At 34.4% G+C, this 26,478-nt stretch carries 27 protein-coding genes; 14 read left to right on the top strand and 13 right to left on the bottom strand.

Annotated elements, in window-relative coordinates; genetic code table 11:
• Window positions 1–40: 40 nt before the first annotated feature.
• Complete coding sequence (locus tag DNC80_RS02550; RefSeq protein WP_182648951.1) at window positions 41–1,609, bottom strand: NAD(P)/FAD-dependent oxidoreductase; 1,569 nt, start codon at window positions 1,607–1,609, stop codon at window positions 41–43.
• A gap of 188 nt (window positions 1,610–1,797) precedes the next feature.
• Here DNC80_RS02550 and DNC80_RS02545 point away from each other — a divergent pair, with 188 nt between their 5' ends.
• Window positions 1,798–2,037, top strand: coding sequence for a hypothetical protein (locus DNC80_RS02545; RefSeq protein WP_182648949.1), 240 nt, complete (start codon window positions 1,798–1,800; stop codon window positions 2,035–2,037).
• Window positions 2,038–2,039: 2 nt separating this feature from the next.
• On the opposite strand, the gene DNC80_RS02540 is transcribed toward DNC80_RS02545, so the two are convergent.
• Entirely contained in the window at window positions 2,040–2,861 is an 822-nt protein-coding gene (locus DNC80_RS02540) for a purine-nucleoside phosphorylase (protein ID WP_182648947.1), read from the bottom strand.
• Window positions 2,862–2,923: 62 nt separating this feature from the next.
• On the opposite strand from DNC80_RS02540, the gene DNC80_RS02535 reads away from it, so the two are divergent.
• The 7 genes from DNC80_RS02535 to DNC80_RS02505 are packed head-to-tail and all read left to right on the top strand — an operon-like array spanning window position 2,924 to window position 8,329.
• Entirely contained in the window at window positions 2,924–3,673 is a 750-nt protein-coding gene (locus DNC80_RS02535) for a DUF547 domain-containing protein (RefSeq protein ID WP_182648945.1), read from the top strand.
• 9 nt (window positions 3,674–3,682) lie between these two features.
• Window positions 3,683–4,018, top strand: coding sequence for an arsenosugar biosynthesis-associated peroxidase-like protein (locus DNC80_RS02530; RefSeq protein ID WP_086452673.1), 336 nt, complete (start codon window positions 3,683–3,685; stop codon window positions 4,016–4,018).
• Entirely contained in the window at window positions 4,015–5,082 is a 1,068-nt protein-coding gene (gene arsS, locus DNC80_RS02525) for an arsenosugar biosynthesis radical SAM (seleno)protein ArsS (RefSeq protein WP_182648943.1), read from the top strand. Before DNC80_RS02530 ends, arsS begins: the two co-directional genes overlap by 4 nt.
• Window positions 5,083–5,091: 9 nt before the next feature.
• Window positions 5,092–5,739, top strand: a complete 648-nt coding sequence (locus DNC80_RS02520; RefSeq protein WP_144893086.1) for an aquaporin — start codon at window positions 5,092–5,094, stop codon at window positions 5,737–5,739.
• An 11-nt stretch (window positions 5,740–5,750) separates the two neighbouring features.
• Entirely contained in the window at window positions 5,751–6,722 is a 972-nt protein-coding gene (arsM, locus tag DNC80_RS02515; RefSeq protein ID WP_144893084.1) for an arsenosugar biosynthesis arsenite methyltransferase ArsM, read from the top strand.
• Between the two features lie 53 nt (window positions 6,723–6,775).
• Complete coding sequence (locus tag DNC80_RS02510; protein WP_182648942.1) at window positions 6,776–7,369, top strand: TIGR04282 family arsenosugar biosynthesis glycosyltransferase; 594 nt, start codon at window positions 6,776–6,778, stop codon at window positions 7,367–7,369.
• 6 nt (window positions 7,370–7,375) lie between these two features.
• On the top strand, window positions 7,376–8,329 hold the full coding sequence (locus tag DNC80_RS02505; RefSeq protein WP_182648940.1) for a 1-acyl-sn-glycerol-3-phosphate acyltransferase: 954 nt from the start codon (window positions 7,376–7,378) through the stop codon (window positions 8,327–8,329).
• On the opposite strand, the gene DNC80_RS02500 is transcribed toward DNC80_RS02505, so the two are convergent.
• Genes DNC80_RS02500 through recQ form a run of 4 tightly spaced genes read right to left on the bottom strand, consistent with a single transcriptional unit; the run spans window position 8,330 to window position 13,085 of the window.
• Complete coding sequence (locus DNC80_RS02500) at window positions 8,330–9,358, bottom strand: VOC family protein (protein WP_182648938.1); 1,029 nt, start codon at window positions 9,356–9,358, stop codon at window positions 8,330–8,332.
• An 11-nt stretch (window positions 9,359–9,369) separates the two neighbouring features.
• Complete coding sequence (locus DNC80_RS02495; RefSeq protein ID WP_182648936.1) at window positions 9,370–10,161, bottom strand: SDR family oxidoreductase; 792 nt, start codon at window positions 10,159–10,161, stop codon at window positions 9,370–9,372.
• Entirely contained in the window at window positions 10,151–10,852 is a 702-nt protein-coding gene (locus tag DNC80_RS02490) for a TIGR04283 family arsenosugar biosynthesis glycosyltransferase (RefSeq protein ID WP_182648934.1), read from the bottom strand. The genes DNC80_RS02495 and DNC80_RS02490 overlap by 11 nt, the downstream gene beginning before the upstream one ends.
• Window positions 10,853–10,889: 37 nt before the next feature.
• A complete protein-coding gene (recQ, locus tag DNC80_RS02485; protein WP_182648932.1) occupies window positions 10,890–13,085 on the bottom strand; it encodes a DNA helicase RecQ in 2,196 nt (731 codons plus the stop codon).
• 85 nt (window positions 13,086–13,170) lie between these two features.
• Between recQ and DNC80_RS02480 the strand changes: the two genes are divergently transcribed.
• The 4 genes from DNC80_RS02480 (at window position 13,171) to lptB (ending at window position 16,151) form a co-directional block, all read left to right on the top strand.
• Complete coding sequence (locus DNC80_RS02480; protein ID WP_182648930.1) at window positions 13,171–14,136, top strand: SIS domain-containing protein; 966 nt, start codon at window positions 13,171–13,173, stop codon at window positions 14,134–14,136.
• Window positions 14,136–14,951 carry a twin-arginine translocase subunit TatC gene (gene tatC / locus DNC80_RS02475; protein ID WP_182648928.1) on the top strand — a complete coding sequence of 272 codons (816 nt, stop codon included), beginning with the start codon at window positions 14,136–14,138 and terminating at the stop codon, window positions 14,949–14,951. The genes DNC80_RS02480 and tatC overlap by 1 nt, the downstream gene beginning before the upstream one ends.
• Entirely contained in the window at window positions 14,944–15,297 is a 354-nt protein-coding gene (locus tag DNC80_RS02470) for a carboxymuconolactone decarboxylase family protein (RefSeq protein WP_144893068.1), read from the top strand. Before tatC ends, DNC80_RS02470 begins: the two co-directional genes overlap by 8 nt.
• Window positions 15,298–15,410: 113 nt before the next feature.
• Entirely contained in the window at window positions 15,411–16,151 is a 741-nt protein-coding gene (gene lptB, locus DNC80_RS02465; protein ID WP_086452666.1) for an LPS export ABC transporter ATP-binding protein, read from the top strand.
• A gap of 31 nt (window positions 16,152–16,182) precedes the next feature.
• Here lptB and DNC80_RS02460 read toward each other — a convergent pair whose 3' ends face one another.
• Both DNC80_RS02460 and DNC80_RS02455 read right to left on the bottom strand, forming a co-directional pair.
• Window positions 16,183–17,049 carry a glycoside hydrolase family 25 protein gene (locus DNC80_RS02460; protein ID WP_182648926.1) on the bottom strand — a complete coding sequence of 289 codons (867 nt, stop codon included), beginning with the start codon at window positions 17,047–17,049 and terminating at the stop codon, window positions 16,183–16,185.
• Window positions 17,050–17,057: 8 nt separating this feature from the next.
• Entirely contained in the window at window positions 17,058–17,774 is a 717-nt protein-coding gene (locus DNC80_RS02455; RefSeq protein ID WP_182648924.1) for a phosphatidylcholine/phosphatidylserine synthase, read from the bottom strand.
• Window positions 17,775–18,096: 322 nt separating this feature from the next.
• Between DNC80_RS02455 and DNC80_RS02450 the strand changes: the two genes are divergently transcribed.
• Window positions 18,097–19,083 carry a PorV/PorQ family protein gene (locus DNC80_RS02450; RefSeq protein WP_182648999.1) on the top strand — a complete coding sequence of 329 codons (987 nt, stop codon included), beginning with the start codon at window positions 18,097–18,099 and terminating at the stop codon, window positions 19,081–19,083.
• A gap of 132 nt (window positions 19,084–19,215) precedes the next feature.
• A complete protein-coding gene (locus DNC80_RS02445) occupies window positions 19,216–20,355 on the top strand; it encodes a DUF4105 domain-containing protein (RefSeq protein WP_182648922.1) in 1,140 nt (379 codons plus the stop codon).
• A gap of 21 nt (window positions 20,356–20,376) precedes the next feature.
• Here the strand turns inward: DNC80_RS02445 and DNC80_RS02440 are convergent, their stop codons facing one another.
• From DNC80_RS02440 to DNC80_RS02420, 5 genes are all read right to left on the bottom strand, one after another.
• Entirely contained in the window at window positions 20,377–21,771 is a 1,395-nt protein-coding gene (locus DNC80_RS02440) for a sugar transferase (RefSeq protein ID WP_182648920.1), read from the bottom strand.
• Between the two features lie 160 nt (window positions 21,772–21,931).
• Window positions 21,932–23,275, bottom strand: a complete 1,344-nt coding sequence (locus tag DNC80_RS02435; protein WP_182648918.1) for an O-antigen ligase — start codon at window positions 23,273–23,275, stop codon at window positions 21,932–21,934.
• Entirely contained in the window at window positions 23,272–24,348 is a 1,077-nt protein-coding gene (locus DNC80_RS02430) for a glycosyltransferase (protein WP_182648915.1), read from the bottom strand. Before DNC80_RS02430 ends, DNC80_RS02435 begins: the two co-directional genes overlap by 4 nt.
• The gene (locus tag DNC80_RS02425) at window positions 24,345–25,463 is read right to left on the bottom strand and encodes a glycosyltransferase family 4 protein (protein WP_182648913.1); all 1,119 of its coding nucleotides are present in this window, start codon (window positions 25,461–25,463) and stop codon (window positions 24,345–24,347) included. The genes DNC80_RS02430 and DNC80_RS02425 overlap by 4 nt, the downstream gene beginning before the upstream one ends.
• A complete protein-coding gene (locus DNC80_RS02420; RefSeq protein ID WP_182648911.1) occupies window positions 25,460–26,389 on the bottom strand; it encodes a methyltransferase domain-containing protein in 930 nt (309 codons plus the stop codon). The genes DNC80_RS02425 and DNC80_RS02420 overlap by 4 nt, the downstream gene beginning before the upstream one ends.
• Between the last annotated feature and the right edge of the window lie 89 nt (window positions 26,390–26,478).

Raw genomic sequence — 26,478 nt, 5'->3', positions numbered from 1 at the left:
CATTCTAAAATAATTTTGACACGTTTTTCTAGAACTATAATCATACTTTACTTTTCAATACTTGAGCAATCATTTGTGCGCATTTTTCACCATCTATTGCAGCTGAAATAATTCCTCCTGCGTATCCCGCTCCTTCGCCACAAGGGTACAAACCTTTTATTTGTAAATGTTCATATGTAATAGGATCTCTGGGTATGCGCACTGGTGATGAAGTTCTGGATTCTGGTGCGTGAAGAATGGCCTCGTTTGTTAAATAACCTCGCATTGATTTACCAAACTCAGAGAAACCTTCTCGCAAAATGTGCGTCAAATTACTTGGAAATACCTGACCCAACTCAACAGACGTTGTTCCAGGAACATAAGATGTCTTAGGAATTTCTGATGATACTTTTTTTTGTGTAAAATCAATCATGCGTTGTGCTGGCACTTTCTGACTTTCTCCCGCAAGGTGCCAAGAGCGTTGCTCAATACTTTTTTGAAATTCCATTCCAGCTAGCGCTCCAAACTTAGCAAAAGGCTTGAAATCTGCTAACTGCAACTCAATTACAATACCTGAATTTGCAGTTGCTTGATCCCTTTTAGAGGGTGACCAACCATTTGTTACAACTTCGCCCGGACTCGTTGCGCAAGGAGCAATTACGCCTCCTGGACACATACAAAAAGAATACATACCGCGGCCAGCAACTTGCTTTACAATGGAGTACGGCGCTGGTGGTAAATGTTCTCCTCTATAATCACAACTATACTGTATACTATCAATTAAGGTTTGAGGATGTTCTGCACGAACACCTAAAGCAAAAGGCTTAGCTTCTATAAAAATTTGTTTTTTATCCAATAGCTCAAAGATATCACGCGCTGAATGTCCCGTAGCTAATATCAATTTATTAGCAAGAATAGTATCTCCTTTATGCGTAACAATCCCTTGAACTTCATTGTTTTTTACCAAAACATCAGCAACTCTAGTTTCAAACAAAACTTGACCTCCACATTCAATGATTTTTTCACGAATATCCTGAATAATTTGAGGAAGTTTATTGGTGCCAATGTGTGGGTGCGCATCTACGAGTATGTCATGAGAAGCCCCGAAAGCAACAAACAGTTCTAATATTCGATTGACATCACCTCTCTTTTTAGATCTAGTATACAATTTTCCATCAGAATAGGTTCCTGCGCCACCTTCGCCAAAACAATAATTAGAATCTTCATGAACGATATGATCTACATTGATAGCTTTTAAATCTCTTCTTCTTCCGCGAACGTCTTTCCCTCTTTCTATTACAATAGGCTTTAGTCCTAATTCTACTAAGTGTAAAGCTGCAAAAAGTCCAGCTGGTCCAGCTCCTACTACCAATACTTCCTGTGCATTTGCTACATTAGGAAAATCAGGCATGGTGAATCTTCTTTCGTCAATTACTTCCCCTTTTATAAAAATCTCTACTTTGAGATTGATTTTTATTGCTTTTTGTCGGGCATCAATAGATCTTTTTAAAATAGAAACATGTTGCACATCTTCAGCTGCAACTTTAATTTGCTTTGCCAAATGGTTTTTGAGCAAATCATTATTTGCAGCTATTTCTGGGGTGACTTGGAGTGAAAGTTCTTGAGGCATTTTTTTAAAATCAACATTGGATGTTACGTGAAATAAAATCCAAAATATTAGGGTACAAAAGTAACATTTTTTTACAGTCAAAAGGACAAGGAGCAAGCACTATCCACGAATTAGAAAATAAAAAATAAATTCATTTTAGAAATAGACTTCGTAACTTTGACATCAAAATAAGTTCAAAAAAAGAATACATGTCTCGTAAAATAAAATTAATCTGGGATTTTCGTGGTCCTAGTGCTGCAAAAACTGCAGAACACCATGAAATTCATCTCAAAGAATATATTGCAATTGAAAAATTACCTTTGCAAATCACAGGATTCGAAATTCATGGCGAAATGCAAGCTATAGCATTTATGGTGGTTACTGATGAGCACATGATTCAAGTGCGTGATGCCTTAAAACCACATCGCGGAGAATTATATGCCGAATGATACTAGACAATACTATGAATGGTTTCAAAGAACAACTGACTCAATTTTTCATCTGATTTACCTGCTATTGCAATAATTTCAGCAATATCAACAGGTTTTAAATTATCCGGATCACATTCATCGGTAATTACACTTACGGCAGCACAAGGCAATTTTAATTGATTGGCTACAATAACCTCGGGCGTTGTACTCATTCCTACCATATCTGCCCCAATTCTACCAAGATAACGATACTCTGCCCTAGTTTCTAATTGTGGCCCATAAACTGAAGCATACACTCCTTTTTTTAGTAACAACTCCATTTTGTTAGCTTCGGTTAGTAAGATATTATTTAGATTCTCGTCATAAGGCGCACTCATATCTGGAAAAATACCACCGTATTCAAAACTATTCAAGCCGGAAAGCGGACTGCCACCTTGTAGATTAATGTGATCGTCTAACAAAACCAAATCGCCTTTTTTGAAGTCTTTATTGATTCCGCCTGCAGCATTGCTCAACAACAAATGCTGGATGCCAAGTTTTTGTAAAACCCTAATAGGAAAAGTTACTTGCTGTAAACTGTATCCTTCGTATAAATGAAAGCGGCCTTGCATAGCAATTACTTTTTTGGATCCAATAGATCCAAAGAGCAACTTCCCTTTATGAAATTCAACAGTAGAGACTGGAAAATGCGGAATATCAGCATAATCAATTTCTTGTTCTACTACCAAATAATCTAAAAATTTTCCTAAGCCTGTTCCCAGGACTACTCCAACCTCTGGATTTAAAATTCCTTTAGAAATTAAAAAATCAGCTGATTGTGAAATTTGTGCTAAATATGTCATGTTTTAAAAAACTATTGTTGGTAAATTTCGTAAATAATAATAAATTTACAAAAACCCAAGCTATGAAAAACCTATTATTATTACTTTGTTTCACTCAAATACTTATTGCACAGCCTAAAGATTACGTAAAAATATCACAAGACTTTATTGAAGCAGCAAAATTTGGAGAAGGCAATACCGAAGAATTTGTAGCGCTAATTGCAAATGCAAACGAAACAGACCTACTTAATCAACTTACAAATGACGATCTTAAAAAAGCATTCTTCATAAATCTGTACAATGGATTTACAAATTACGCTTTGAAAAAAGACCCTGAAAAATATAAAAGTCGTAGCGCTTTTTTCACATCAAAGCAATTTGTACTTGCTGGAAACGAATTGAGCCTTGACGATATAGAACATGGTTTTTTACGAAAATCAAGCATTAAGTACAGTGTTGGGAAATTGAATAAAATTTTTCCACCAAAACTTGAAAAAAAATTCCGTGTAGACAAACTAGATTACCGAATCCATTTTAGTTTAAATTGTGGCGCCAAGAGCTGTCCTCCTATATTTTTTTACGATCCAAAAAAAATCAACGAACAACTTGACGTTGCCACAAAAAGTTATTTAACCGGAGACGCAAGTTATGATAAAGAGAAAAACATCTTGCGAGTTCCTGTTTTGATGAGCTGGTTCCGTGGAGATTTTGGAGATAAAAAAGGAATTTTAAAAATTTGCCAAGATTTAAAAATCATACCCGAAAATGTAAATCCTAAATTAGAGTACAACGAATACGATTGGAGTTTATTTCTAGAAAACTTTAAAAACTAAAAAACACAAATGGACAAAAACTATTACAACTCAGACGATTTAAAAAAATTTGGTAACATAGTCGAATTTCAAAAAGAAATGGGCGAAAAATTCTTTGGCTATTATGGAGAAGTTTTCAAAGAAGGTGAATTAACCGCTAGAGAGAAATCTCTAATTGCACTTGCAGTAGCGCATGCCGTTCAATGTCCATATTGCATTGATGCTTATAGTTCAGACGCTTATGAAAAAGGGTATAGTGAAGGACAAATGATGGAGGCAGTTCATGTTGCAGCAGCTATTCGTGGTGGAGCTAGTTTAGTACATGGAGTTCAAATGATGAATAAAGTCAAGAAAATTAGTTTATGAGCGAGTTTGTAAAAGTTAAATTAAAGTCCCTCAAGGCCAATGAAAATATACTTTCTAAAGCAGCACATCAAATAGCCGTTCTAGAACAAAACCCTGATGTGTTTACGCCTTTTAAAACGCAGTTACAAACCATTGGCTTAAGCCCACTACAACCTACAAGTTTGGAGATTTTTCAAATTAATTTGGGTAAAATGTGCAACCAAGTTTGTACCCATTGTCACGTAGATGCTGGTCCTGATAGAAAAGAAATCATGACCAAAGAAACGATGGAGGTTATTCTGGAAGTTTTGAAAGTCAATCCTAACTTTAAAATAGTAGATATGACCGGTGGTGCACCCGAAATGAATCCTAATTTTAGATGGTTTGTAGAAGAAGTTAGCAAACTAGGAATTCAAATGTACGTGCGTTGTAACTTGACTATCATAACTGCTAATAAAAAATACAACGACTTACCAGAATTCTTTAAACAACACCAAATAGAAGTGATCTCATCATTACCGTTTTATTCTAAAAACAGAACCGACAAACAAAGAGGTGATGGTGTTTTTGAAAGCTCCATAAAAGCTCTAAAAATGCTCAATGCGGTGGGTTATGGCAAACCTGATTCTGATTTAAAACTAAATTTAGTGTACAATCCGGCAGGAGCTTTTTTACCACCTGACCAAAATGCTTTAGAGAAAGAATACAAAACAGCTTTGCAAAAGGATTTTGGAATTGAGTTTAACAATCTGTTTGCAATAACTAATCTGCCTGTGAGCCGATACTTAGATTATTTGATTTCGTCAGGTAATTATGAAGATTACATGACCAAACTCATTGATGCTTTTAATCCTTCGGCAGCTCAAAATGTAATGTGTAGAAATACCATCTCTATAGGTTGGGACGGTTATATCTATGATTGCGATTTCAATCAAATGCTAGAGTTAAAAGTTACTTGCAAAGACGCGCAACACATTAGTAATTTTGATTCTAATGCCCTTTTAAATAGGACTATTATTGTAAACAATCATTGTTATGGCTGTACCGCTGGTTCTGGTAGCAGTTGTGGTGGTGCTGTTGCTTAAAACGAAACTATGAGAGAAAATATTTCAGAATTTTTATGTACCTACATACTGGTGTTTTGCGGTACTGGTGCAATTATTATCAATCAAGAAACAAATGGCAGCGTTACTCATGTGGGTATTTGCATCACTTTTGGGTTAATTGTAATGGGGTTAATTTATGGTTTCGGACAAATCTCTGGAGCACACATGAATCCAGCCGTAAGTATTGCATTCGCTTTCTTGAAAATACTTCCAATAAAAAAATTGCCTTTTTATATAATTTCTCAAATTTTAGGCGGATTAGCAGCCAGTACAACACTCCATTTATTGTTCCCAAAAAATAGTGGATTGGGAGGAACAATTCCATCCGGTACTGACGGTCAATCATTTGTATTAGAATTCATTCTGACCTTTATTTTAATGCTTGTCATATTAACAGTAGCATTAGGAAACAAAGAACATGCTCCTTTTGCTGGTATTGCGATTGGAGGCGTTGTATTACTCGAAGCCATGTTTGCTGGACCTATATGTGGCGCCTCTATGAATCCCATTAGATCTCTGGCACCTGCGCTAGTTTCTGGTAATATGAACTCACAATGGTTGTACGTTGTAGCACCTATAACAGCAACTGTTCTTGCCACAATAACATGGAATACCATTTTAAAAGAAAAAAACTAATAGTAACAAATATGGAAAATTATTTAGACGCAACAGTAAATTTATACCGAGATGCAGCACTTACTCCCGATGTGGGACTGTGCTGTACAACAACACCAATATGGAAATTTCCTGGCTTAGAAATTCCAAAAATAATGCAAGAAATGAATTATGGTTGTGGCAGTACCATTTCGGCTCAAGACCTAATCAACAATCCAAAAATATTATATGTAGGTGTAGGTGGTGGTATGGAATTGCTTCAATTCTCTTATTTTTCACGTCAAAAAGGTGGTGTGATTGGTGTAGATGTTGTTGATGAAATGCTGGAAGCATCCAAACAAAATTTTAAAATTGCAGAGCAGGAAAACGACTGGTTTAAAAGTGAATTTGTCGAATTGAAAAAAGGAGATGCATTAAATCTACCGATCGAAAACGAAAGTATTGATATTGCAGCTCAAAATTGCTTGTTCAATATTTTTAAAACCGATGATTTAAGAAAAGCACTTGAAGAAATGTATCGGGTTCTCAAACCTCACGGAAGATTGGTAATGAGTGACCCAACTTGTGAACAAGAAATGAACGAAACTCTTAGAAATGATGATCATTTAAGAGCGCTTTGTTTGAGCGGGAGTATCCCAATCAAGGAGTATATTAAAATGTTGACAGATGTAGGTTTTGGAACTATAGAAATTAGAGGCCGAAGACCATATCGTATTTTAGACCCTGAAAATTATGCTACCGATGAATTAATTTTCATTGAGAGTATTGAAGTTTGCGCTATCAAAGATCCTATGCCTAGCGATGGACCATGTGTATTCACAGGAAAGGCAGCTATTTTTTATGGCAAAGATGACTATTTTGATGATAAAAAAGGACATGTCTTGATGAAAAATCAACCGCTAGCAGTCTGTGACAAAACAGCACAAGCGCTAGCCGATTTAAACAGAACCGATATTTTTATAAGTGAATCAACGTTTCACTACAACGGAGGCGGATGTTGCTAAACACGATAAAGCTGCAGTATTCTTAATGCTGCAGCTTTACTTATCACCTTTATATGCAAAACAAAAAAGCTATCATTCTCTTTACTAAAAATCCTGAACTAGGAAAAGTCAAAACACGACTTGCCAAGACTATTGGCAACGAAAAAGCACTTTACATTTACAAAAAATTATTAGTGCATACCCAAGAAATTGTTACTCCTGTTCGAGCTGACAAATTTGTATTCTATTCGGATTCGATTACGGAAGAGGACCAATGGAATGCGGGTTCGTTTTACAAAAAAGTACAACATGGTGATGATTTAGGCGCTAGAATGGCAAACGCTTTTCAAGAAATTTTTTGCTTAGGATATGAATCGGTTTGTATTATTGGGAGTGATTGCTACGAACTTACTTCTGACATTATTGACAGAGCATTTTTAGCATTAGAAACGAATGAAACCGTTATAGGCCCCACATTTGATGGCGGCTATTATTTATTGGGAATGAACCAATTTCATGAAACAGTATTCAAGAATAAAACTTGGAGCACTGATAGTGTATATATGGATACGATAACAGATTTTAAAAATGTAAACCTATCGTTTTCTAATTTGAATAAATTATCGGATATTGATGAGGAAAAAGATTTACCTCAACATTGGAAATAAAGCAATTTGTATACACTATTTAAAATAGCAGCATCTTTAGCATTAAAATTATATTGCAAAAAGACCGTAGCCCGTTTTCAAGGAAATAGAGGTAAAAAGGAACCAACCCTTATTGCAAGTAACCATCCAAACTCTTTTTTTGATGCTATCATCATCGCTGTTCATTATCCTGAACCAATTTATTTTTTAGCACGTGGTGATGCCTTTAAAAATCCAATTGTTACAAAATTTTTACGCGCTTTACACCTCATCCCTATTTATAGATTAAGCGAAGGCAAAGAAAATTTGAATAAAAACCAAGATACCTTCAAAACTTGTCTCGATTTATTACACGAAAATAAAACCATTTTAATTTTCTCAGAAGGAATTTGTATAAACGAATGGAATTTAAGACCTCTTAAAAAAGGTACGGCGCGATTAGCTTTGATGGCAATGCAAGATGGTTTGTTAAATTTAAGAATTCAACCCACCAATGTCAATTACTCTTCGTTTCATAAAAATCCTAAAGAGGTTGAAATCAATTTCAATCTTTGTTTTGGAGTACACCATATTGATCAAGCAAAAGAATCTATTTTTTACAATACATTCAACACCTTGTTAAAGAAGAATATTTTAAATAATATGGTTGTAAAAGAAGATTTATCAGATATAAAATTAGTAAAACCGACCTCAAAATGGCATTCACGATTATTGAAAGTTGTAATAGCATTTCCAGCTTTAATTGGATTTCTCTCTAATTATTGGATCTATTGGATCTTAAAAAAAATCACCGTCAAAAAAACAAAAAATTCTGTATTCTATGACTCCATTTTGTTTGGAATGCTGTTACTTTTATATCCTTTAATTGTATTTCAACTTTCAGCAGTAGTAACATTTTGCTTCAACCTACAAATGGGTTTACTCCTTTTCTTTGTAATGCCAATAAGTGCTTGGTTTTACAAAAGCTATAAAAGCTACTAATTACTTAACTTTACTCAAAGCGAGCATTTTTATCATCCAATCTGGCAAGGGTTTTTCTTGATTGCGCTTTCTAAGATCGAGGTACCAACCTACTTTCTTTAAAATGGGAACTTTATGCGTTTCTACAAGCTCAATTAGTGTTCCGTCAGGATCTTCAATATAGCAAAAACGTCCCGATGCATTATCCATAGCAAAAGTATTATTGCTGTCTACAGAAAAATGCAAACCATGTTCAATAACATGCGCTTTCAAAGCATCCATTGCTACTACATCAAAACAAAGATGGATAAATCCACAATCTCCCCAAAATCTATTTTCGTAAATTTTAGGTGCTTTTGTATTTAAAATTTGCACTAATTCTAAGGTTACATCTCCTAATAATTTATTGAAAGCACCTTTACCCGTTGCTTTCTTAGAAAGTCCGATTATATGATACTTTTGATTGTTTTCAACACGTACACCATCATATAACACAGTGTCAATCCCAAGAATATTTTTGTAAAAATCTAATGATTTATCCATATCACGTACTCCTACAACAGCACCTACAACACCGCCTAAATCATACTCTTTCTTTTGAAACCAATTATCTGATGGAATAATTTTAAAGAGATTATCATCACTATCGGTAACATAAAAAAAAGACTTTTGGTCAAGTCCAATTTCCATTTTTGAAACCACTAATCCTTCTATTTTTGAAAGACGATTATGGGATTGCAAAATGTTATGAGTTTTTAATATCGCGGCATTAATACCAATGTGTCCAAGTTGTACTTTTACACCTTTTTGAGGAGCTCTATCTTGAAATTGCCAAATCTCAAATCCACCGCCTCCTTGTAAGTTCATCGTCAAGATAGCGCGACGCTTGCGCACTTCATTTCCTGTGTACTGAGTCATCAAACTGGCTTTCGCCTCATCATCAAAAATTATAACATCCATCCCAAAAAGATGTTTGTAGGTATGCATAGCTTTTGTAGCATTACAAACTCCAATTCCCACTTGTTGAATTCCTGATAAAAATTGATGCATATATTATGTTGTTAATTTTCTAGGCCTTTGGCATGCGCAATTTTATAATACAACGATGGTATAAACCACCACAACCAAAATAAAATTCGTTCTGCCTTAACAATAATTATTGTCTTTTTGCCTTTGTATATCCCTCTAATAATTTTCCTAGCACAAACATCTACTTCCATACCTACTTTATTATTGGCATCGGTCAAGCCAAATTGCTGACCGTTACCGATTAAAGCATTTTTAGAAATATTGGTATTTATCCTTCCTGGATATACGATAGAAATGGTAGTTTTGGTTTTATACAACTCGCATTGCAAGGTTTCAAAGTAGCCTTTCACAGCGTGTTTTGATGCTGCATAACCCGTCCGCAATGGAAAACCAATAAGTCCTGCAATACTGCTAATCACAGTTATATTTCCACTATTTTTCATTTTAAAATGTGGCAAAATAGCTTGAGTTATTGCCAAAGGAGCAAAATAATTGATGTCCATCAATTTCTTGTACACCGTAATGTCAGTATCTTCTGCCATAGCACGCTGACTTATACCCGCACTTTGAATGACGTAATCAATTGATCCTTCAAAGGCTAAAGCTTGCTCAACTAGAGTTGGAATTCCGTCTAAATCGAATAAATCATAAGTTAAAACATGTATTTTGGTCGATTGTAATTCTGATCGTAGAATCTCTAATAATACGGCATTTGATGAAGTCAAAATTAAAGTAGCACCAAGATTTGATAATTGGATTGCCAATTCTTTACCGATTCCTGATGAGGCTCCGGTAATCCATACTACTTTTGAATCAAAACGCATTTTTACGATAGCTTAAAAGTTGTTTATAAGTAGTAACCATCTCCATTTGTGAAGCACCTTTTTTATACATTCGAACAATTTTTAAATTTGCTAGTTGTACTTTCAGCCATGAATTTTCATCATACTTTCTTGCAGATACTAAAGTGGCCTTCGGAATCAATTTAAACTTTCCTTGCTTCCACAATCGTGCAATAAAATCATAATCTTCCATGATGAACATGTCTTCTTTATAAGTTCCCACGGTATTCCAAAGTTCTTTAGTGACAAAAACACCTTGATCACCTCCGCGAAAAAATAAATAATTGAAACGAGTAAAAAAGGCATTGATTTTCAGTAGGGTATTCGAACAATCAAACTCGGTGCGGAAACTGCCGCAGTTATACCCTTGTAAAACTGTCTGATTAATTAAATCATAAAAATTAGGCGTAGGGACACAATCAGCATGAAGAAAAAAGTAGATATCTCCTAACGCTTGGCTTGCTCCAAAATTCATTTGACCTGCTCTTCCTTTTTGGGGAGAAACTACAACTTTAGCTCCCATTTTGGTAGTCAAATTTACCGTGTCATCTGAACTACCTCCGTCAGAAATAATTATTTCATATTGTTTTCCAATCAAATTTTCATGGAGCATTTGTATCGTACTTGCGATCACTTGAGCTTCATTGAATGTTGGAATAACAATACTTAACATCAGGAATATAGATTAATTGGAGCCATGTCTTCTGAATTTAATTAGCTACTTCACTAATAAATTTAATGCGCATTAATCGCAATTCATCCAAATCATAATCTCCATCAAATTCTTTTAGCGCAGCCTCAATATTATCAGATTCTGATTCCATAAAATAATCGTGAATCTCCTCTTGTTGATCCTCATCAAGCATTTCGTCAATCCAATACTTAATATTCAACTTAGTCCCTGAGTAAACAATCTGCTCCATTTCTTTTAATAAAGCATCCATATTTATCCCCTTGGCAGAGGCAATATCATCTAAGGATAATTTTCTATCTATGTTTTGAATAATGTATAACTTATTTACAGAGTTTACTCCGGTTGATTTAACTACTAAATCTTCTGGTCTTACAATATCGTTGTCTTCAACATAGCGACTTATCAATTCTAAGAAATCTTTTCCGTATTTTTTAGCTTTACCCTCACCTACTCCATGAATGTTTATCATCTCATCTTGTGTTATAGGATACTTTAAAGCCATATCTTCTAGAGAAGGATCTTGAAATACTACAAATGGTGGTACGCCAATTTTTTTGGCCACTTTTTTACGTAAATCTCGTAGCATCCCCATTAAAACCTCATCAGCAACACCAGTTGATTTTGCGGCTGTTACTATCGCTTCGTCAACCGTTTCATTGTATTCATGATCTTCAGACATCATAAAAGAGTGCGGATTTTCTAGATAGCTCAATCCGTTGTTTGTGACTTTTACAATACCGTAGGTTTCAATATCTTTAGACAAAAATCCTGCTACTAAGACCTGTCTTAATAATGCCATCCAGTACTTTTCATCGTGATTTGAACCACAACCAAAAAAAGATTGCGTATCTGTTCTATGTGCTTTAATTACGGCGTTAACACGTCCTATTAAAGTAAAAACGACTTCTTTTGATTTATACAAATGTTTGGTATCTCGCACTACTTGCAAGAGCTGTACTACTTGATCTTTAGCTTCAACTTTTGTTTTAGGATTACGAACATTATCATCCATATCAGCTCCTTCACCTGTAACATCATCAAACTCTTCACCAAAATAATGTAATAAAAATCGGCGTCTAGACATAGACGTTTCAGCATAAGCCACAACTTCTTGCAACAATGCAAAACCTATTTCTTGTTCGGCAACAGGTTTTCCAGACATGAATTTCTCGAGTTTTTCTACATCTTTATAAGAATAGTAGGCTAGGCAGTGTCCTTCTCCTCCATCACGACCCGCGCGACCCGTTTCTTGATAATAACTTTCAAGTGATTTAGGGATGTCATGGTGAATTACAAACCGAACATCGGGCTTATCGATACCCATCCCAAAAGCAATAGTAGCCACCACTACATCAACATCTTCCATCAAAAACATGTCTTGGTGTTTGGCTCTAGTTTTAGCATCTAGACCCGCATGGTAGGGAACAGCTGATATACCATTAACCTGCAAAACTTCGGCAATTGCCTCTACTTTTTTACGGCTTAAGCAATAAATAATACCTGATTTCCCTTTGTGTTGTTTTATAAATCGAATGATATCCGACTCTATATTTTTTGTCTTTGTACGTACTTCATAATATAAATTGGGTCTGTTGAACGAGGCTTTAAAAGTTGTCGCATCAGACATATCCAAATTTTTCAAGATATCCTCTTGTACTTTTGGCGTAGCCGTAGCCGTAAGTCCTATAATAGGTACATCACCCAATTGCTTGATGATGTGTTTTAGATTTCTGTATTCTGGCCTAAAATCATGACCCCATTCTGAAATACAGTGTGCTTCATCAATAGCAACAAATGAAATTGTGACGCTTTTTAAAAAAGTCACATATTCTTCTTTTGTTAAAGACTCTGGAGCTACATATAAAAGTTTAGTTAAACCAGATGAAATATCTTTTTTAACTTGAGTAATCTCAGTTTTATTTAATGATGAATTTAAAACATGGGCAATACCATTCTCTGAAGAAAGGCTTCGTATTGCATCTACTTGGTTCTTCATTAATGCAATAAGAGGCGAAACCACGATTGCAGTTCCCTCTTGAATTAAAGCTGGCAATTGGTAACAAAGTGACTTTCCTCCACCAGTAGGCATAATCACAAATGTATTTTGCTGATTTAGGATGCTCTTAATCACTTGCTCTTGCAATCCCTTAAATTGGCTAAAGCCAAAATGCTTCTTTAATTCTTTGTGTATGTCAATTTCGTTTGAATTCATTCTTTATTACGTGGTATTTTGTATAAATTTGCAATATCTAAAGGTACAAATTTCTTTTACACTTACAAATTTTAATTATTCTGTTTTGAATTCAAAAGAAAATATATTGGCTAGTGCCAAAAAAACCATTTTATCTGAAAGTCAATCAATAGCAAAACTCACTGATTATCTGGACGAAAACTTCGTAAATGCTGTAAACTCAATCTACAATTCAAAAGGGAGATTAGTCGTTACTGGAATAGGGAAAAGCGCTATCATTGCTCAAAAAATGGTAGCTTCATTCAATTCTACTGGAACACCTTCTTTGTTTTTACACGCTGCAGAGGCTATTCATGGAGATTTAGGCATGATACAACATGAGGATGTGATTATTTGTATTTCAAAAAGCGGCAACAGTCCCGAGATAAAAGTACTCGTTCCGTTATTAAAACGTTTTGGAAACACATTGATTGCAATCACCGGAAATACATCATCATTCTTAGCAAAAGGATCTGATTTTGTATTAAACACCACTATTGATACCGAGTCTTGTCCTAATAATCTTGCCCCAACAAACAGCACAACCGCACAACTTGTAATGGGAGATGCTCTTGTGGTATGCTTAATGGAATTTAGGAATTTTAAACCGGAGGATTTTGCGGTTTACCATCCTGGAGGTGCACTAGGCAAAAAATTATTACTGCGTGTAAAAGACATGCTGGAACACAGTTTAAAGCCAGCAGTATCCGCAGATGCCTCTATAAAAAAAGTTATTTTTGAAATTTCAGAAAAACGTTTGGGCGTTACAGCTGTTGTAGAGAATGAGATTGTCATAGGAATAATTACTGATGGTGACATACGTAGAATGTTGAACGAAAGGGATACCTTTACGGAACTAACGGCCAGTGACATCATGACTAAAAATCCAAAAATTACAACATCCGAAGCTATGGTAGTAGACGCATTAAACACCATGGAAGATTTTGCTATTACCCAGCTCGTAGTAGTTGATCAAGGAGTCTACAAAGGAGTATTGCATTTACATGACATTTTAAAAGAAGGAATCGTATAATGGCAAAAAAAAATCTAAACGAAATGTCGTTTTTGGACCATCTAGAAGAATTGAGATGGTTGTTGGTGCGCAGTACTATAGCAGTATTAATACTAGCTACGGTTGCTTTTTTAATTAGTGATTATATATTTGACGTCATTATTTTTGGCCCTACAAATGCTAATTTTGTAACCTATCGGTTTTTTTGTGAGTTATCCAGTCAGCTAGGCTATTCCGATTTGATTTGTGTTAAAGAAATGCCTTTTATTATCCAAAACACAAATATGGAGGGACAAATAAATGTACTTATTTGGTCTTGTATCACTGCCGGTTTTATACTCGCCTTTCCATTTATACTTTGGGAAGTTTGGAAATTCATAAGCCCCGCATTGTATGAATCAGAAAAAAAACATGCAAAGATATTTATATTTTCATCCTCTATGTTGTTTTTCATGGGCGTTCTTTTTGGGTATTACATAATAGTTCCAATGTCTGTCAATTTCTTTGCTACCTTCACCATAAGTAGTGTAGTTAAAAATCAGTTTAGTATAGATTCCTATATCGGTATGGTAAAAACAAGTGTCATAGCTTGTGGCCTGTTTTTTGAGTTACCAATAATTATTTATTTTCTAACCAAAGTAGGACTTGTAACTCCTGTTTTTTTGAGAAAATACTGGAAATATGCCGTCATTATCATTCTTGTTGTGGCAGCAATTGTAACACCTCCAGATGTAGTGAGTCAAATTATAGTTACCATACCTATGCTAATCATTTATGAAGCAAGTATCTTAATATCAAAAATAGTAGTAAAAAATCAAAACAAACAAAATGGCTGATATCATTCAAGAATTCAATGAGTACCGTTCAAAAATGAACGAAAAATTACTAGCAGACAACAATAAAATTGTAAAAAGAATCTTTAATCTTGATACCAATGCTTATGCTGCTGGAGCACTAGATGTAAAAACAAAAGAGCTACTAGGTCTTGTAGCATCAGCTGTATTACGTTGTGATGATTGCGTTAAATACCATTTAGAAACAAGTCACAAAGAAGGCGTTACTAAGGAAGAAATGATGGAAGCTATGGGAATTGCTACCCTTGTGGGTGGTACTATTGTTGTTCCTCATTTGCGTAGAGCTTATGAATTTTGGGAAGCACTAGAAGAAAACGATGCTAAATAAAAGCATTAGCAAAACCTAAAGTTGTATATTCAATAAAAAACTATCATTATACCCAATTGTTTGAAAGTGCACATTTCAAATTAAACTACAAACTCATTAAACTGATAACTTAAATGCAATTAAGAGCCGAAAATTTAATTAAAACATACAAAGGAAGAAGTGTTGTAAAAGGGATTTCTGTAGAGGTAAATCAAGGAGAAATTGTAGGCCTACTAGGACCCAATGGAGCTGGAAAAACTACATCTTTTTACATGATAGTAGGATTGGTTAAACCCAATTCGGGAAATATATTTCTAGATGACTTGAACATTACTGACTATCCTATGTACAAGCGTGCACAGCAAGGCATAGGATATCTTGCTCAAGAAGCATCCGTTTTTCGAAAATTAAGTATTGAAGATAACATTCTCAGTGTATTGCAATTGACTAAACTTTCTAAGGCGGAACAAGAAGCTAAAATGGAAAGTTTAATAGAAGAGTTCAGCCTAGAACACATTCGCACAAACCGTGGTGATTTACTTTCGGGTGGAGAACGACGTAGAACAGAAATTGCACGCTGTTTAGCTACCGACCCAAAGTTTATATTACTAGATGAGCCTTTTGCAGGTGTAGATCCAGTGGCGGTAGAAGATATTCAAAGAATTGTGGCGCAATTGAAAAACAAAAATATTGGTATCTTAATAACAGACCACAACGTACAAGAGACCCTTGCTATTACTGACAAAACCTACTTAATGTTTGAAGGCGGTATTCTTAAAGCAGGAATTCCCGAAGAATTAGTAGAGGACGAAATGGTACGTAGAGTGTATCTTGGACAAAATTTTGAATTGAGAAAAAGAAAATTAGAATTTTAATTTATCACTAATTACAGTAAAATTCTTTTGGTTATTCCTCTAAGGTGATGTGTTGTAATTGTTGTAAATCTCCGTTGTAAATATTTACGTCTACATTGCCTTTTATTCCTGGTACCGTGGCTTTCTCTGTAAATTGCCAAAACAACCAATTGTCTTTCATTTCTTCTCGATAAAAATTGTAATTGGCTATCCAAAAAAGGTAGTCACTAAATTCCTCTTTCAAAAAATCATCATAATAACGTTCTCCGGTATAAATGATGGGTTTTACTTGATAATGCGCTTCAACAGCCTGCAGCCATCTTCTCAAACCAAGTTTTAAATTTTGAATGGATTGATTTTTTGGAAGCTTTTCAAGGTCAACCACTGGAGGTAAATCTCCCTTTTGCAGGTTAACCGTCTTTATAAAAAGTCTGGCTTGCTCTATTGAATTTTCATTGGGACGATAATAATGATAGGCTCCTCGAATCATTTTATTTTTTTTGGCGCCAGCCCAATTTTGATCAAATTTTCTATCCTTTCGATCTTTGCCCACTGTGGCTCTTATAAAAACATACTGTATGGGATAGTTTTGCTCCAACGTATCGACATAAGACCAACTTATTTTCCCTTGGTATTCAGAAACATCTATACCCACACTTTTTCCTTTACTTTTTTCAAGAACTTGAACGTTTCTTATGTCAGAAATTCTTTTTTCTTCGGCAGTTTGGGAATTTACTTTATTGGATTTAAATCCTAAATAATACGCAAGACCTCCTCTATAATGATAGCCCAGATATAAAATCACACCAAAAAAGGTAACCACTAAAAACCACCAAAAAAGATTACTTTTAGAACGCTTCGTTTTTCTAGTCGTCGTTCTATTGTATGAATACTTTCTTGTGCTGACTTTTTTTCTCATTACAAAAATTACTTTTGTAAAAATTTATTTTGAAGTACAGATAGAAGGATATAGAAAATAATTAACAACGGAATTCCAAGAAACCTAAAAAATAGCAGAAGAGAAAGTGAAACTGCCAAGAATATAATTTGTAATTTATTTTCTTTGAAACTAAATTTTTTAATTTTCAATGAAAACAAAGGAATCTCGGCATTGAGCATGAAAGCACTCAATAGTGTTATTACTAATAAAAACCAATCGTTAGTTAGCAATTCAATTACAATTAAAGAATCAGTACTTGCTAAAACAAGAGGTAAACTTAAAATAAAAAGCGCATTTGCTGGAGTGGGAAGTCCTATAAAAGAATCGGATTGACGGGTGTCTATATTGAAATTAGCCAATCTATAGCAAGAACCTAGTGCAATTATAAAACCTAAATAAGGGAAATACTGCCATGGTGCAGCTGCCGCAGTACTTAAATTACTAATCATCATGTGGTACATAACCACTGCTGGAACTACACCGCTCGTAACCATATCTGCCAATGAATCAAGTTGTAAACCTAATGGGCTAGATACCTTGAACAAACGGGCAAAAAAACCATCAAAAAAATCTAAAAAAATCCCGAGGCATACAAAAAAGAACGCCATTTTAAAATCTTGATGAAAAGCAAAAACAAGCGCAATACAACCAGAAAAAAGATTGAGTAATGTGATAATATTAGGAATGTGTTTTTTAAGCATCATCTGTGGAGCGTTATAAATTAATAGGACAAATTTAGTACAATAAGTCTATGAAATACACGTTTTTTTTTAATTCATACATTTAAAATTGGCACAAAAGAATTCTATTATTCAGCTTTATAATTGGAGAACCATACTTTTACAATCGTTATGGCGTTATAATTCAATTTACTAATAGCATGAAGCTCATTAAAAAATTCTATTTTTGAAAAAAAATAGCACTACATAAAAAACCATATACTTGAAAAAAAGTCTTTTCATAATTACACTTTGCATAAGTACCGTTGCTAGTAGTCAAACTGTTCGAAAATATTCAAATGAGTTCATGAATATTGGCGTAGATGCTGCGGCATTAGGCCGATCAAATACTGTTGTTGCTTCTACAAAAGACGTGAACTCTGGATACTGGAATCCTGCGGGTCTTGTGGCTCTTGAGGAACATCAAGTCTCCTTTATGCATGCCAATTATTTTGCAAATATTGCTCAATACGATTATCTAGCCTACGCAAGTCCTATTGATGAGCGCAGTGCATGGGGAATTTCATTGATCCGTTTTGGGGTTGATGACATTTTAAACACCACTGAACTTATTGATAGCGAAGGAAATATTGACTACAATAGAATCAGCTTATTTTCAACGGCTGATTATGGTTTTACCTTTTCGTATGCTCGAAAGCTACCCGTACCCGGATTTCAATATGGGATTAATGCGAAAATAATTCGGCGTATTATAGGGAAATTTGCCAATTCTTGGGGATTTGGTTTTGATGCAGGAATCCAATTTGAAAAAAATAATTGGCAATTTGGATTGATGGTTAGAGATCTTACCACTACCTACAACGTGTGGGATATCAATGAAAAAGAATACCAAAAAATTGCTAATGCTATTCCAGGTGAAAACCAAGAATTACCCGAAAGTAATGAAATAACAGCTCCAAAAGCCCAACTAGGATTAGCAAAAAAATTCATATTTAGATATGATTACAGTATTGAAGCAGCGGTTAATATGAACATGCGATTTGCAAAAACAAATGATTTGATTTCAACAGATGGCATTAGTATAGATCCTGCTGTAGGACTAGAATTTGGCTATACCGATTTGGTTTTTATCCGAACTGGAATGGGGAATTTTCAAAACGTAATGCAACTTGACGGTAGTGAAAAAGTAGGTTTTCAGCCTAATATAGGATTAGGATTCAAATACAAAGGCATTCAAATAGATTATGCTTTGACAGATATTGGCAATCAAAGTACCGCATTATATTCTAATATCTTTTCCTTAAAGGTTGACTTAAGTATGTTTCGAAATTAAAATTCTTTGAATATTTTTCAAGTCTGAAAAGGTTTTCAAGTTTGTTTTGAACAAAAATAAAGAGGTCAAAGCTTATTATTTTTATATTTGTTTACTGTTTCATTACTACAAATCCAACTAAACTACATGAACATGCTAGCATCAATGATTAAAAAAAATGCACTTATACTTTGTTTTTTAATCGTATCGCAATGGGTTTTCAGTCAAAAAACTTTATTATCAAATAGTTCTAAAGTAAGTGTAATTACTTGTGGAACAGGAAATGAATCGTATTCCCTTTTTGGTCACACAGCATTGAGAATACAAGATCCTGCAAACGCATTGGATTTGGTTTACAACTATGGTGCATTTGATTTTCAAACCCCAAATTTTGTTATGAAATTTGTAAAAGGAGACTTGCAATATTTTGCTGCGGACCATACATTTCCCGAATTTTTATCTCAATATCAGTATGAAGAAAGAGCTGTTTTTGAACAAGAATTACAACTCTCTACCGCCCAAAAACAAGATTTGTTTGATGCCTTGAACGAGTCCCTTACATCAGGATCTAGTTATTATACTTATAAATTCATAGACAAGAACTGCACCTCAATGGTGGTTGACATGATCAATAAAACGCTCAAAACGAAACTAATTGTAAATAAATCTCACCAAGACGAGACATACAGAGCTATTTTGTTTCCCTATTTTCAAAATCACTTTTATGAAAAACTAGGAACAAGTATCATTTTTGGAACTAAAGTAGATCAGCAAGGCACACAGCTTTTTTTACCCTTTCAATTATTGGAAAGCTTGAAAAAAATTCAATATCAAAATAAACCAATTGTATCAGAAACTAAAACACTGCTTTCACTTAACAAGGAAGCTCCGTTTTCCTACTGGAACAATCCTTACACTTATTTCGCTTTACTTTTTTTTATAGTGTTACTCAACAAGCGATTTATAAATTTATTTTTCTTGAGTATAATGGCTTGCATTGGGTTCTTTTTCACTTTTGCATGGTTTTATTCCTTGCATCTTGAACTAGCAAATAATTATAATATTTTGCTTTTTAATCCTACGCTGCTTGGCTTTTTATTCTTTTTTTGGAAAAAAAATAAAAGTGGAATGTATAGACTTGCTCTTTTTAATATTCTTTGCTTACTGGTTTATCTGATAATAATGATCAACAAAGTTCATCTTATTCTTGCGTTGCCATTACTTGTAACTTCTGGAATCATTTTAGTGAGAATTGCCATCCAAAACAAACGTAGAATTCCAATTATTATCTAAGTGTTCAATCACAAATATAATTTACTGACCGCGATAAAACAAAACGGTTGTAATGGTTTTAAAAACTATATTAAGATCAAGATAGATACTACGGTGTTTGATGTAGTATAAGTCATATTGCAACTTTATAACACTATCTGATATGGTATCGCCATAGGAATAATTAACCTGTGCCCAACCGGTGAGTCCAGGTTTAATAATATGACGAGTATCATAGAAAGGCATGATAGTCCCAATTTCTTTGACAAAAACAGGACGTTCTGGACGGGGACCTATAACTGACATATCACCTTTGATAATGTTGATAAATTGCGGGAATTCATCAATTCTTGTTTTTCTTAAAAATTTTCCAAAAGCTGTTACGCGACAATCATTTATGGTAGTGAAAACTGCTCCGTCTTTTTCGGCATTTTCAATCATCGTACGAAATTTCAAAATTTGAAAAACAATACCGTTTTTGCCTACTCGTTCTTGAAAATAAAACAAACTCCCTTTATTGCCCAAACTATTTCCTATCCATAAAAATGGAATCAAACACAAACCAATAAAAACACCTAACAAAGCAATTGCAATTTCACAGAATCTCACAATTAATAAATACAACTTGTTATGATTGCTTCGACTAAAAGGAAAACAGCGGTAAAAATCTTTTTCCATGTACTGAATAGGGATACGCTGGGTTTTACTTTCGTAAACTTGAGTGTATTCTCTAATTACTGTTCCCGACTCCAAAACATGAAGTAAATTTTGATACAAGATAGTATCCATACCCTCTTCATGATGTGTAGACACAACAATTTCGGATACTTTATTTTCTTTGACAAATTGCAATAGATCATTCGATGTGATTTCAGGAACATAGTTGTAATGTTTACTTTCTGTATCAGGTTGTGAAACATTAACATACCCTAAAATTTTATAATGCGGGTCTATATCTTCAAGACCCTCTATAAGTTCTTGAACCCGTTTTTGGTCACAAATTAAAATTGCGTTTTGATAAAATCTAGTAGAGGCTAAAAAAATAACATACAAGATGCGCCAAGCATATAAAGAGAGGAAAGTAACACTGAAAAACAATAAGATTTGAAGCCTACTACTTGGTAAAACAGGCGAGAAAAAAGGTGTTAACAGATATACCAACGCAGTAACAGAGGCGGTAATTAAAGTACTTTTTAAAACTTGAAATTGATTGCTTGCTACCTGCAAATTGTACATTTCGAAAATGGTACCAAAGAAATTGATGTACACTGCAAGGACTATTGTCCAATAATAATTAGTTGTTGAAATACTAAAATAATCAAACACCAAAAACTGACCCAATAGATATAAGGCTGTTAAAACAAACAGAACGTCAAAAAGTCGTAAAATTAACTTACGTTCCGAAATTTCAAAGTGTATTTTGCCAATGGAAAGCATAAGTGGTATTTATGATTGGTACTGCAAGATACTACTTTTAAGAGCAGATAATTTTAGAAAATCGGTATTTTTTTAACAAAAATAGCAACTCAAAAAAAGCAAAAGAATACTACAACATAAAGAAAAGAATGAAATAGTAACTATGATGTAAACACACACTTCATTGTGTTTCGTCTCTTGACGAAGGACGTAGTTGTACATTTAACAGTGCCAAAGAATAAATAAACGCAGGTGCAGCAGTACGCATGGCTGCATGATTAATTGTAAGAAACCAAAACACTACAAAACAAATTAAATACATGTTAAACTTGTTTTCTACAAACAAAACAAAGGGTGTGATGATCAAAATTAATAATCCAATGAGTCCTAAGGATCCATGCTCAGCAAGCATTCTAGTTATTTCATCATGAGATACAACTTTAATGCCTATTTCCTGCTCCCTAATCTCCACTCCCTTTCCTACACCTACACCAAGAATCGGATTTTTCAGAAACATATTGATTTCATTTTGAGCCACATCTTCTCTTCCTGTAAACTGACTTTGTTTTGCTCTTCCCGCAGCATCTTGATTGGCATAACGTTTATCAATAAGTCCACCCGTTTGATAAGAAGAGTAAGACCAAATGGCCATCATAGCGAATGATATAATAATGAATATATAACTTAATTTAACCTTTCCTGTACTATTTGATTTGAAGTATAAGAACAACAACAACATAACAATCATAAAAAAACCAGTAATCATACCTCCTCTTGAAAAAGTAACCATTCCCCTATACCCAATATTCAAGGCAATTATCAAATTAAGTACAACCAAAAAAGTATTTTTTGATTCTAAAATAATTCTCGAAAAAAAGATAAACATTCCTAACCCTAAAAAAGTAGCAACTTGATTCGGCCCAAATCCCCCCGATGTTTCAAAACTGGATTGGGTTCCTGTTATAACGTCCCGAACATTGGGTGTATAAAAAATAAGATAGACAGTGCAACTCACAATAGGTAATCCAACACAAAGAAGGATTAAATTCATTTGAGCCAAACTTATTCTTCTGCGATAGGTATACAAAGAAGCAAATGCCAAACAAATAGGTCCCGAAATATTAAATCCGATCGCATTTTTTATATTCGTATTGAAATTCAGTACAAAAGTAGACATGATTATCCCAGGAATAAGAAGGAATAAAAAAAACCAATACGGGAAAGCAGAACGAGAAAACCCCTTAAAATACATTCCCAAAAACAAAAAAATAATGACCTCATATTTTGAAAATTCATAGGATATATTCCCTCCGGTCATTCTTAAAATTATTTCACTACCTACTACATAAGCAGCAACTTGCAAGCATTCATTATTTGCATTTTGTTTTTTAACTACATAATAAATTCCTAAAAAAAACACAGCGTATCCATACAATTTGGCCACAAAAGGAACTATAAAAACCAACATACCTAATACGGCATGCAGGAGAATTAAAAACAAATAGGTCTTATCGTCTTTTTTCATTTATTGTGCTTTTTCAACCAACTTAAATAACGTGAAATCACATGCTCCTCTGAGAATTTTGCATGAACAGTTTCTTTCAGCTTTGCGCCAAAAGTACTTCGTTTTACCTCATCCTGCATCAAAAGCAGTAGTTTTTCATAGAATCTTTTTGAATTTTGAACTACGAGATACCCATTTTCACCATCTTTAATTACAGCTCCATTTTCCCCCACATTAGTAACAACAGTAGCCAAACCTGCGGTACCATATTCTAACAAAGCAAGAGGTAGCCCTTCTGAAGATGAAGTCAATATCCCAATTGTCGCTTGGTGTAAAACATTTGAAACATCACTTCTAGTTCCATAGATAAAAACGGTTTGCTCAAGATTAAGGGCTACAATATTTTTTTTTAAATCATTCGAATAATCATCATTAAAATCTTTGCCTACAAGATGAAAGGTCCAGTCAGGATGGGAATTCTTGACTAATACAGCAACATCTACAAGGAGAGCATGATTTTTTTGAAGCCGCAAATTAGCTAAAGATACAATTCGTTTTCCCAATTCACCATGCAATTTACTTGTGCTTTGCTCGAGCTTTTGGGGCGTAGTAAAATTTTCTAAATAAATAACATTATTACTAAACCCTTTTGTTTCAGCCCAATTTTTTAATTTTTGGTTTACACCAATAATCCCACTAAAGAAGGGTAAAATGCAACGCAATGGCAGAGTGGGTCTAGCCTGTAAAAACTCACTATCGCCATAGTGATCGTGCCAAATTAATTGTAAAGAAGGACGTAGCAGTTTTACCATAAAAGCTAAAAAGAAGGAGGTACTATGCGCATGAATAACTTCAATATTATGTTTAGCAACATATTGGCGCAAAGCCCAAATAGCTTTAAAATCAAGGGTTCTTTTTTTGTTTAAAAAAAAATAAGCGGTTTTAGACTCAATATGCTCTCGCAATGGTCCTTCCTGTCGCGTGCATACAATCCCCGAAAAATCAATTCTTGTGTTTAGCGCATTGGCATAATTCACAGCCATTCGTTCAGCGCCTCCAGCAGCAAGTGTATCTATGAGTTGTATGATTCTCATGGTTGTAAAAGCAATTGGATTTCGTTTTCAAAACGCTCTATGGTATATGCTCTGGACCAATAAGCTGCCGCTTTGCGTTGTGTTTCTTGCTTAGTTGCATCTTGTAAAAGAGCAAAAATCTCTTTACTATCCTGCTCTAATTGCATGGTAAGCAAAACTCCTCTTTTGCCAAAATCTAACATATTTGGAACACAAGATACAGCAGTTGCCAGTGGAATACAACCCCAAAACATACCTTCGGCAATGGCTTTGGGCCAACCCTCACTATTCGAAGGTAATATCACAAAATGACTGGATTGATAGGCTTTTTTTACCACTTCACTACTTTGATTTCCCATTACGGTAATCCATTGATACAAATTATTAGTATTGACATACTCTTCTAAAGAAACTTTTAAAGGTCCGTCACCATAGATTTTTAAAGTAACACTACAATTTTGATGTAATAAATTTTGGATAAGTTTTATGGCGTAAAGAGGATTTTTACCCGGTACCAATGCACCCACAAAGACAAACGTAAAGGCAGCATTTGGATTCCATGGTTCAAGTGGAACTATTTCATTTTCTGAATAACTTGCCGTAAAAAAGGGTTTGCAATTTAAACTGTTGTTTTTCCATTCACCATACACCAAAACATTCATGTTCTTGGTCCAGAAAGTAGAATTCAAAATCCACTTTTGCAGCCTATACGTCCAAGGTTGATTTGCATTAGGATCCCAATTGCCTGCATACTTAGCTGTTTTTGGGGTATTAGGAAAAAATATTTGAACGATACAGCCTAGCATTCCTATATTTCCAGGACATCGTAAATGAATATGATCTGCCTTTTGCATTGCTTTAAAAAGCTGGATACAAATTTTTGGTATTTTAAAAAAAGCCTGCAATGTACTCGTAAAATGAAGCACATCAAAACGTGCTACAGGTACAAATTGTAATCTATTGTGTGCATAAAAAGCATCAATTACTGTATGCTTTTCGCTTTGTAAAGGAGCAATAATAGTAGCTGTATCACAATATTTAAACCACAAATTCATTTCTTTAACATAAGGAGCATAGGCATAATAACGCCCATCTTTATGAACATGAGGAACGTGGGTAATAACAAGAAGTCTCATTTTTTTAATTGATAAAACTCCGTTAGTAAGTCTTTTGAAGATCGGGGATGAGAATCTTTTTTAAAAGTAAAAGCATATCCTTTTGGCATTGAAACAGATCGTCTGGTAAGGATAGCTTTCGGGCGATCTAGGTATTTCATCCATCCTAATGTCAATCTAGTGACTAACAACCACGCACTTCTTACCCATCTAATAGAAGATGTATTGATGAAAAAATTAGATACCGTAACCGCTACATTTGCTGCGTTCCCCTCAGTTATTTCAGAAGTAACAACGGCACATTCCCGAAACAAACTTCGCATACCAGTAAAAGTAAATCTAAAAAAATCATAGGGTTCAGCATGATATGGAAATGATTGTGGAGCTTCTATTTGCAAGAAACCATTTGTTTTTGTAACCCTTTGTAATTCTTCACAAAAAAGCCACGGATGCAAAGTATGCTCTATAACTTGTGCCGCCAAAACAAGATCAAAACAAGCATTTTCAAACGGGATGTAATGCCCGTCAAAAATGTAATCGGGTTTAAAAGTAGCATGAACATCAGTGGTTATAAACTCGCAATCACTGAAAATATTTTTATAATAAGTAGCTTTTTCACCCACACCTACAATAAGTACTTTACTGCCTTTAGCCAACCTTTTTGCTAGTTCAGCATACCGCTGATCCATGTTAAAATCAGCACATAAAGCAGGTAACATTTTTCTACGGATGTAATTCTTCAGGTTTGAGGTATCTAAATGAGCCCCATTTTGAGTAGTCACTTTGGCTTTGCAAATATCCTCGTAACAGAACATAGACTGCGTACTAAAAAGAACTGGAATACCATTAAAAACAGGCAACATGCTACCGTCTTCAAAATGAAAAAAATCTTTTGTAGATGATACTAATTTAGCGTGTGTATCAGGATGAATAATGTGTTTTTGCATACAGTAGGGAAAATTGCGGCATTCAAATTTAATGCTTTTTTATTCGAAAAGCCAACGGAATTCTTAACGAATCTTTTCTGAACCTTTTA

It is taken from the genome of Flavobacterium sp. SOK18b, from assembly GCF_014156605.1.
GTDB lineage: Bacteria > Bacteroidota > Bacteroidia > Flavobacteriales > Flavobacteriaceae > Flavobacterium > Flavobacterium tiangeerense.
The sequence above is the reverse complement of the archived record's forward strand: the minus strand, read 5'-3'. Positions and strand labels throughout refer to the sequence as shown.

What these genes read in the sequence shown, in the direction of transcription:
- DNC80_RS02550 (WP_182648951.1), bottom strand. Translation starts at nt 1,609, where the DNA reads ATGCCTCAAGAACTTTCACTCCAAGTCACCCCAGAAATAGCTGCAAAT.
- DNC80_RS02545 (WP_182648949.1), top strand. Translation starts at nt 1,798, where the DNA reads ATGTCTCGTAAAATAAAATTAATCTGGGATTTTCGTGGTCCTAGTGCT.
- DNC80_RS02540 (WP_182648947.1), bottom strand. Translation starts at nt 2,861, where the DNA reads ATGACATATTTAGCACAAATTTCACAATCAGCTGATTTTTTAATTTCT.
- DNC80_RS02535 (WP_182648945.1), top strand. Translation starts at nt 2,924, where the DNA reads ATGAAAAACCTATTATTATTACTTTGTTTCACTCAAATACTTATTGCA.
- DNC80_RS02530 (WP_086452673.1), top strand. Translation starts at nt 3,683, where the DNA reads ATGGACAAAAACTATTACAACTCAGACGATTTAAAAAAATTTGGTAAC.
- arsS (WP_182648943.1), top strand. Translation starts at nt 4,015, where the DNA reads ATGAGCGAGTTTGTAAAAGTTAAATTAAAGTCCCTCAAGGCCAATGAA.
- DNC80_RS02520 (WP_144893086.1), top strand. Translation starts at nt 5,092, where the DNA reads ATGAGAGAAAATATTTCAGAATTTTTATGTACCTACATACTGGTGTTT.
- arsM (WP_144893084.1), top strand. Translation starts at nt 5,751, where the DNA reads ATGGAAAATTATTTAGACGCAACAGTAAATTTATACCGAGATGCAGCA.
- DNC80_RS02510 (WP_182648942.1), top strand. Translation starts at nt 6,776, where the DNA reads ATGCAAAACAAAAAAGCTATCATTCTCTTTACTAAAAATCCTGAACTA.
- DNC80_RS02500 (WP_182648938.1), bottom strand. Translation starts at nt 9,358, where the DNA reads ATGCATCAATTTTTATCAGGAATTCAACAAGTGGGAATTGGAGTTTGT.
- DNC80_RS02495 (WP_182648936.1), bottom strand. Translation starts at nt 10,161, where the DNA reads ATGCGTTTTGATTCAAAAGTAGTATGGATTACCGGAGCCTCATCAGGA.
- DNC80_RS02490 (WP_182648934.1), bottom strand. Translation starts at nt 10,852, where the DNA reads ATGTTAAGTATTGTTATTCCAACATTCAATGAAGCTCAAGTGATCGCA.
- recQ (WP_182648932.1), bottom strand. Translation starts at nt 13,085, where the DNA reads ATGAATTCAAACGAAATTGACATACACAAAGAATTAAAGAAGCATTTT.
- tatC (WP_182648928.1), top strand. Translation starts at nt 14,136, where the DNA reads ATGGCAAAAAAAAATCTAAACGAAATGTCGTTTTTGGACCATCTAGAA.
- DNC80_RS02470 (WP_144893068.1), top strand. Translation starts at nt 14,944, where the DNA reads ATGGCTGATATCATTCAAGAATTCAATGAGTACCGTTCAAAAATGAAC.
- lptB (WP_086452666.1), top strand. Translation starts at nt 15,411, where the DNA reads ATGCAATTAAGAGCCGAAAATTTAATTAAAACATACAAAGGAAGAAGT.
- DNC80_RS02460 (WP_182648926.1), bottom strand. Translation starts at nt 17,049, where the DNA reads ATGAGAAAAAAAGTCAGCACAAGAAAGTATTCATACAATAGAACGACG.
- DNC80_RS02455 (WP_182648924.1), bottom strand. Translation starts at nt 17,774, where the DNA reads ATGATGCTTAAAAAACACATTCCTAATATTATCACATTACTCAATCTT.
- DNC80_RS02450 (WP_182648999.1), top strand. Translation starts at nt 18,097, where the DNA reads ATGAATATTGGCGTAGATGCTGCGGCATTAGGCCGATCAAATACTGTT.
- DNC80_RS02445 (WP_182648922.1), top strand. Translation starts at nt 19,216, where the DNA reads ATGCTAGCATCAATGATTAAAAAAAATGCACTTATACTTTGTTTTTTA.
- DNC80_RS02440 (WP_182648920.1), bottom strand. Translation starts at nt 21,771, where the DNA reads ATGCTTTCCATTGGCAAAATACACTTTGAAATTTCGGAACGTAAGTTA.
- DNC80_RS02435 (WP_182648918.1), bottom strand. Translation starts at nt 23,275, where the DNA reads ATGAAAAAAGACGATAAGACCTATTTGTTTTTAATTCTCCTGCATGCC.
- DNC80_RS02430 (WP_182648915.1), bottom strand. Translation starts at nt 24,348, where the DNA reads ATGAGAATCATACAACTCATAGATACACTTGCTGCTGGAGGCGCTGAA.
- DNC80_RS02425 (WP_182648913.1), bottom strand. Translation starts at nt 25,463, where the DNA reads ATGAGACTTCTTGTTATTACCCACGTTCCTCATGTTCATAAAGATGGG.
- DNC80_RS02420 (WP_182648911.1), bottom strand. Translation starts at nt 26,389, where the DNA reads ATGCAAAAACACATTATTCATCCTGATACACACGCTAAATTAGTATCA.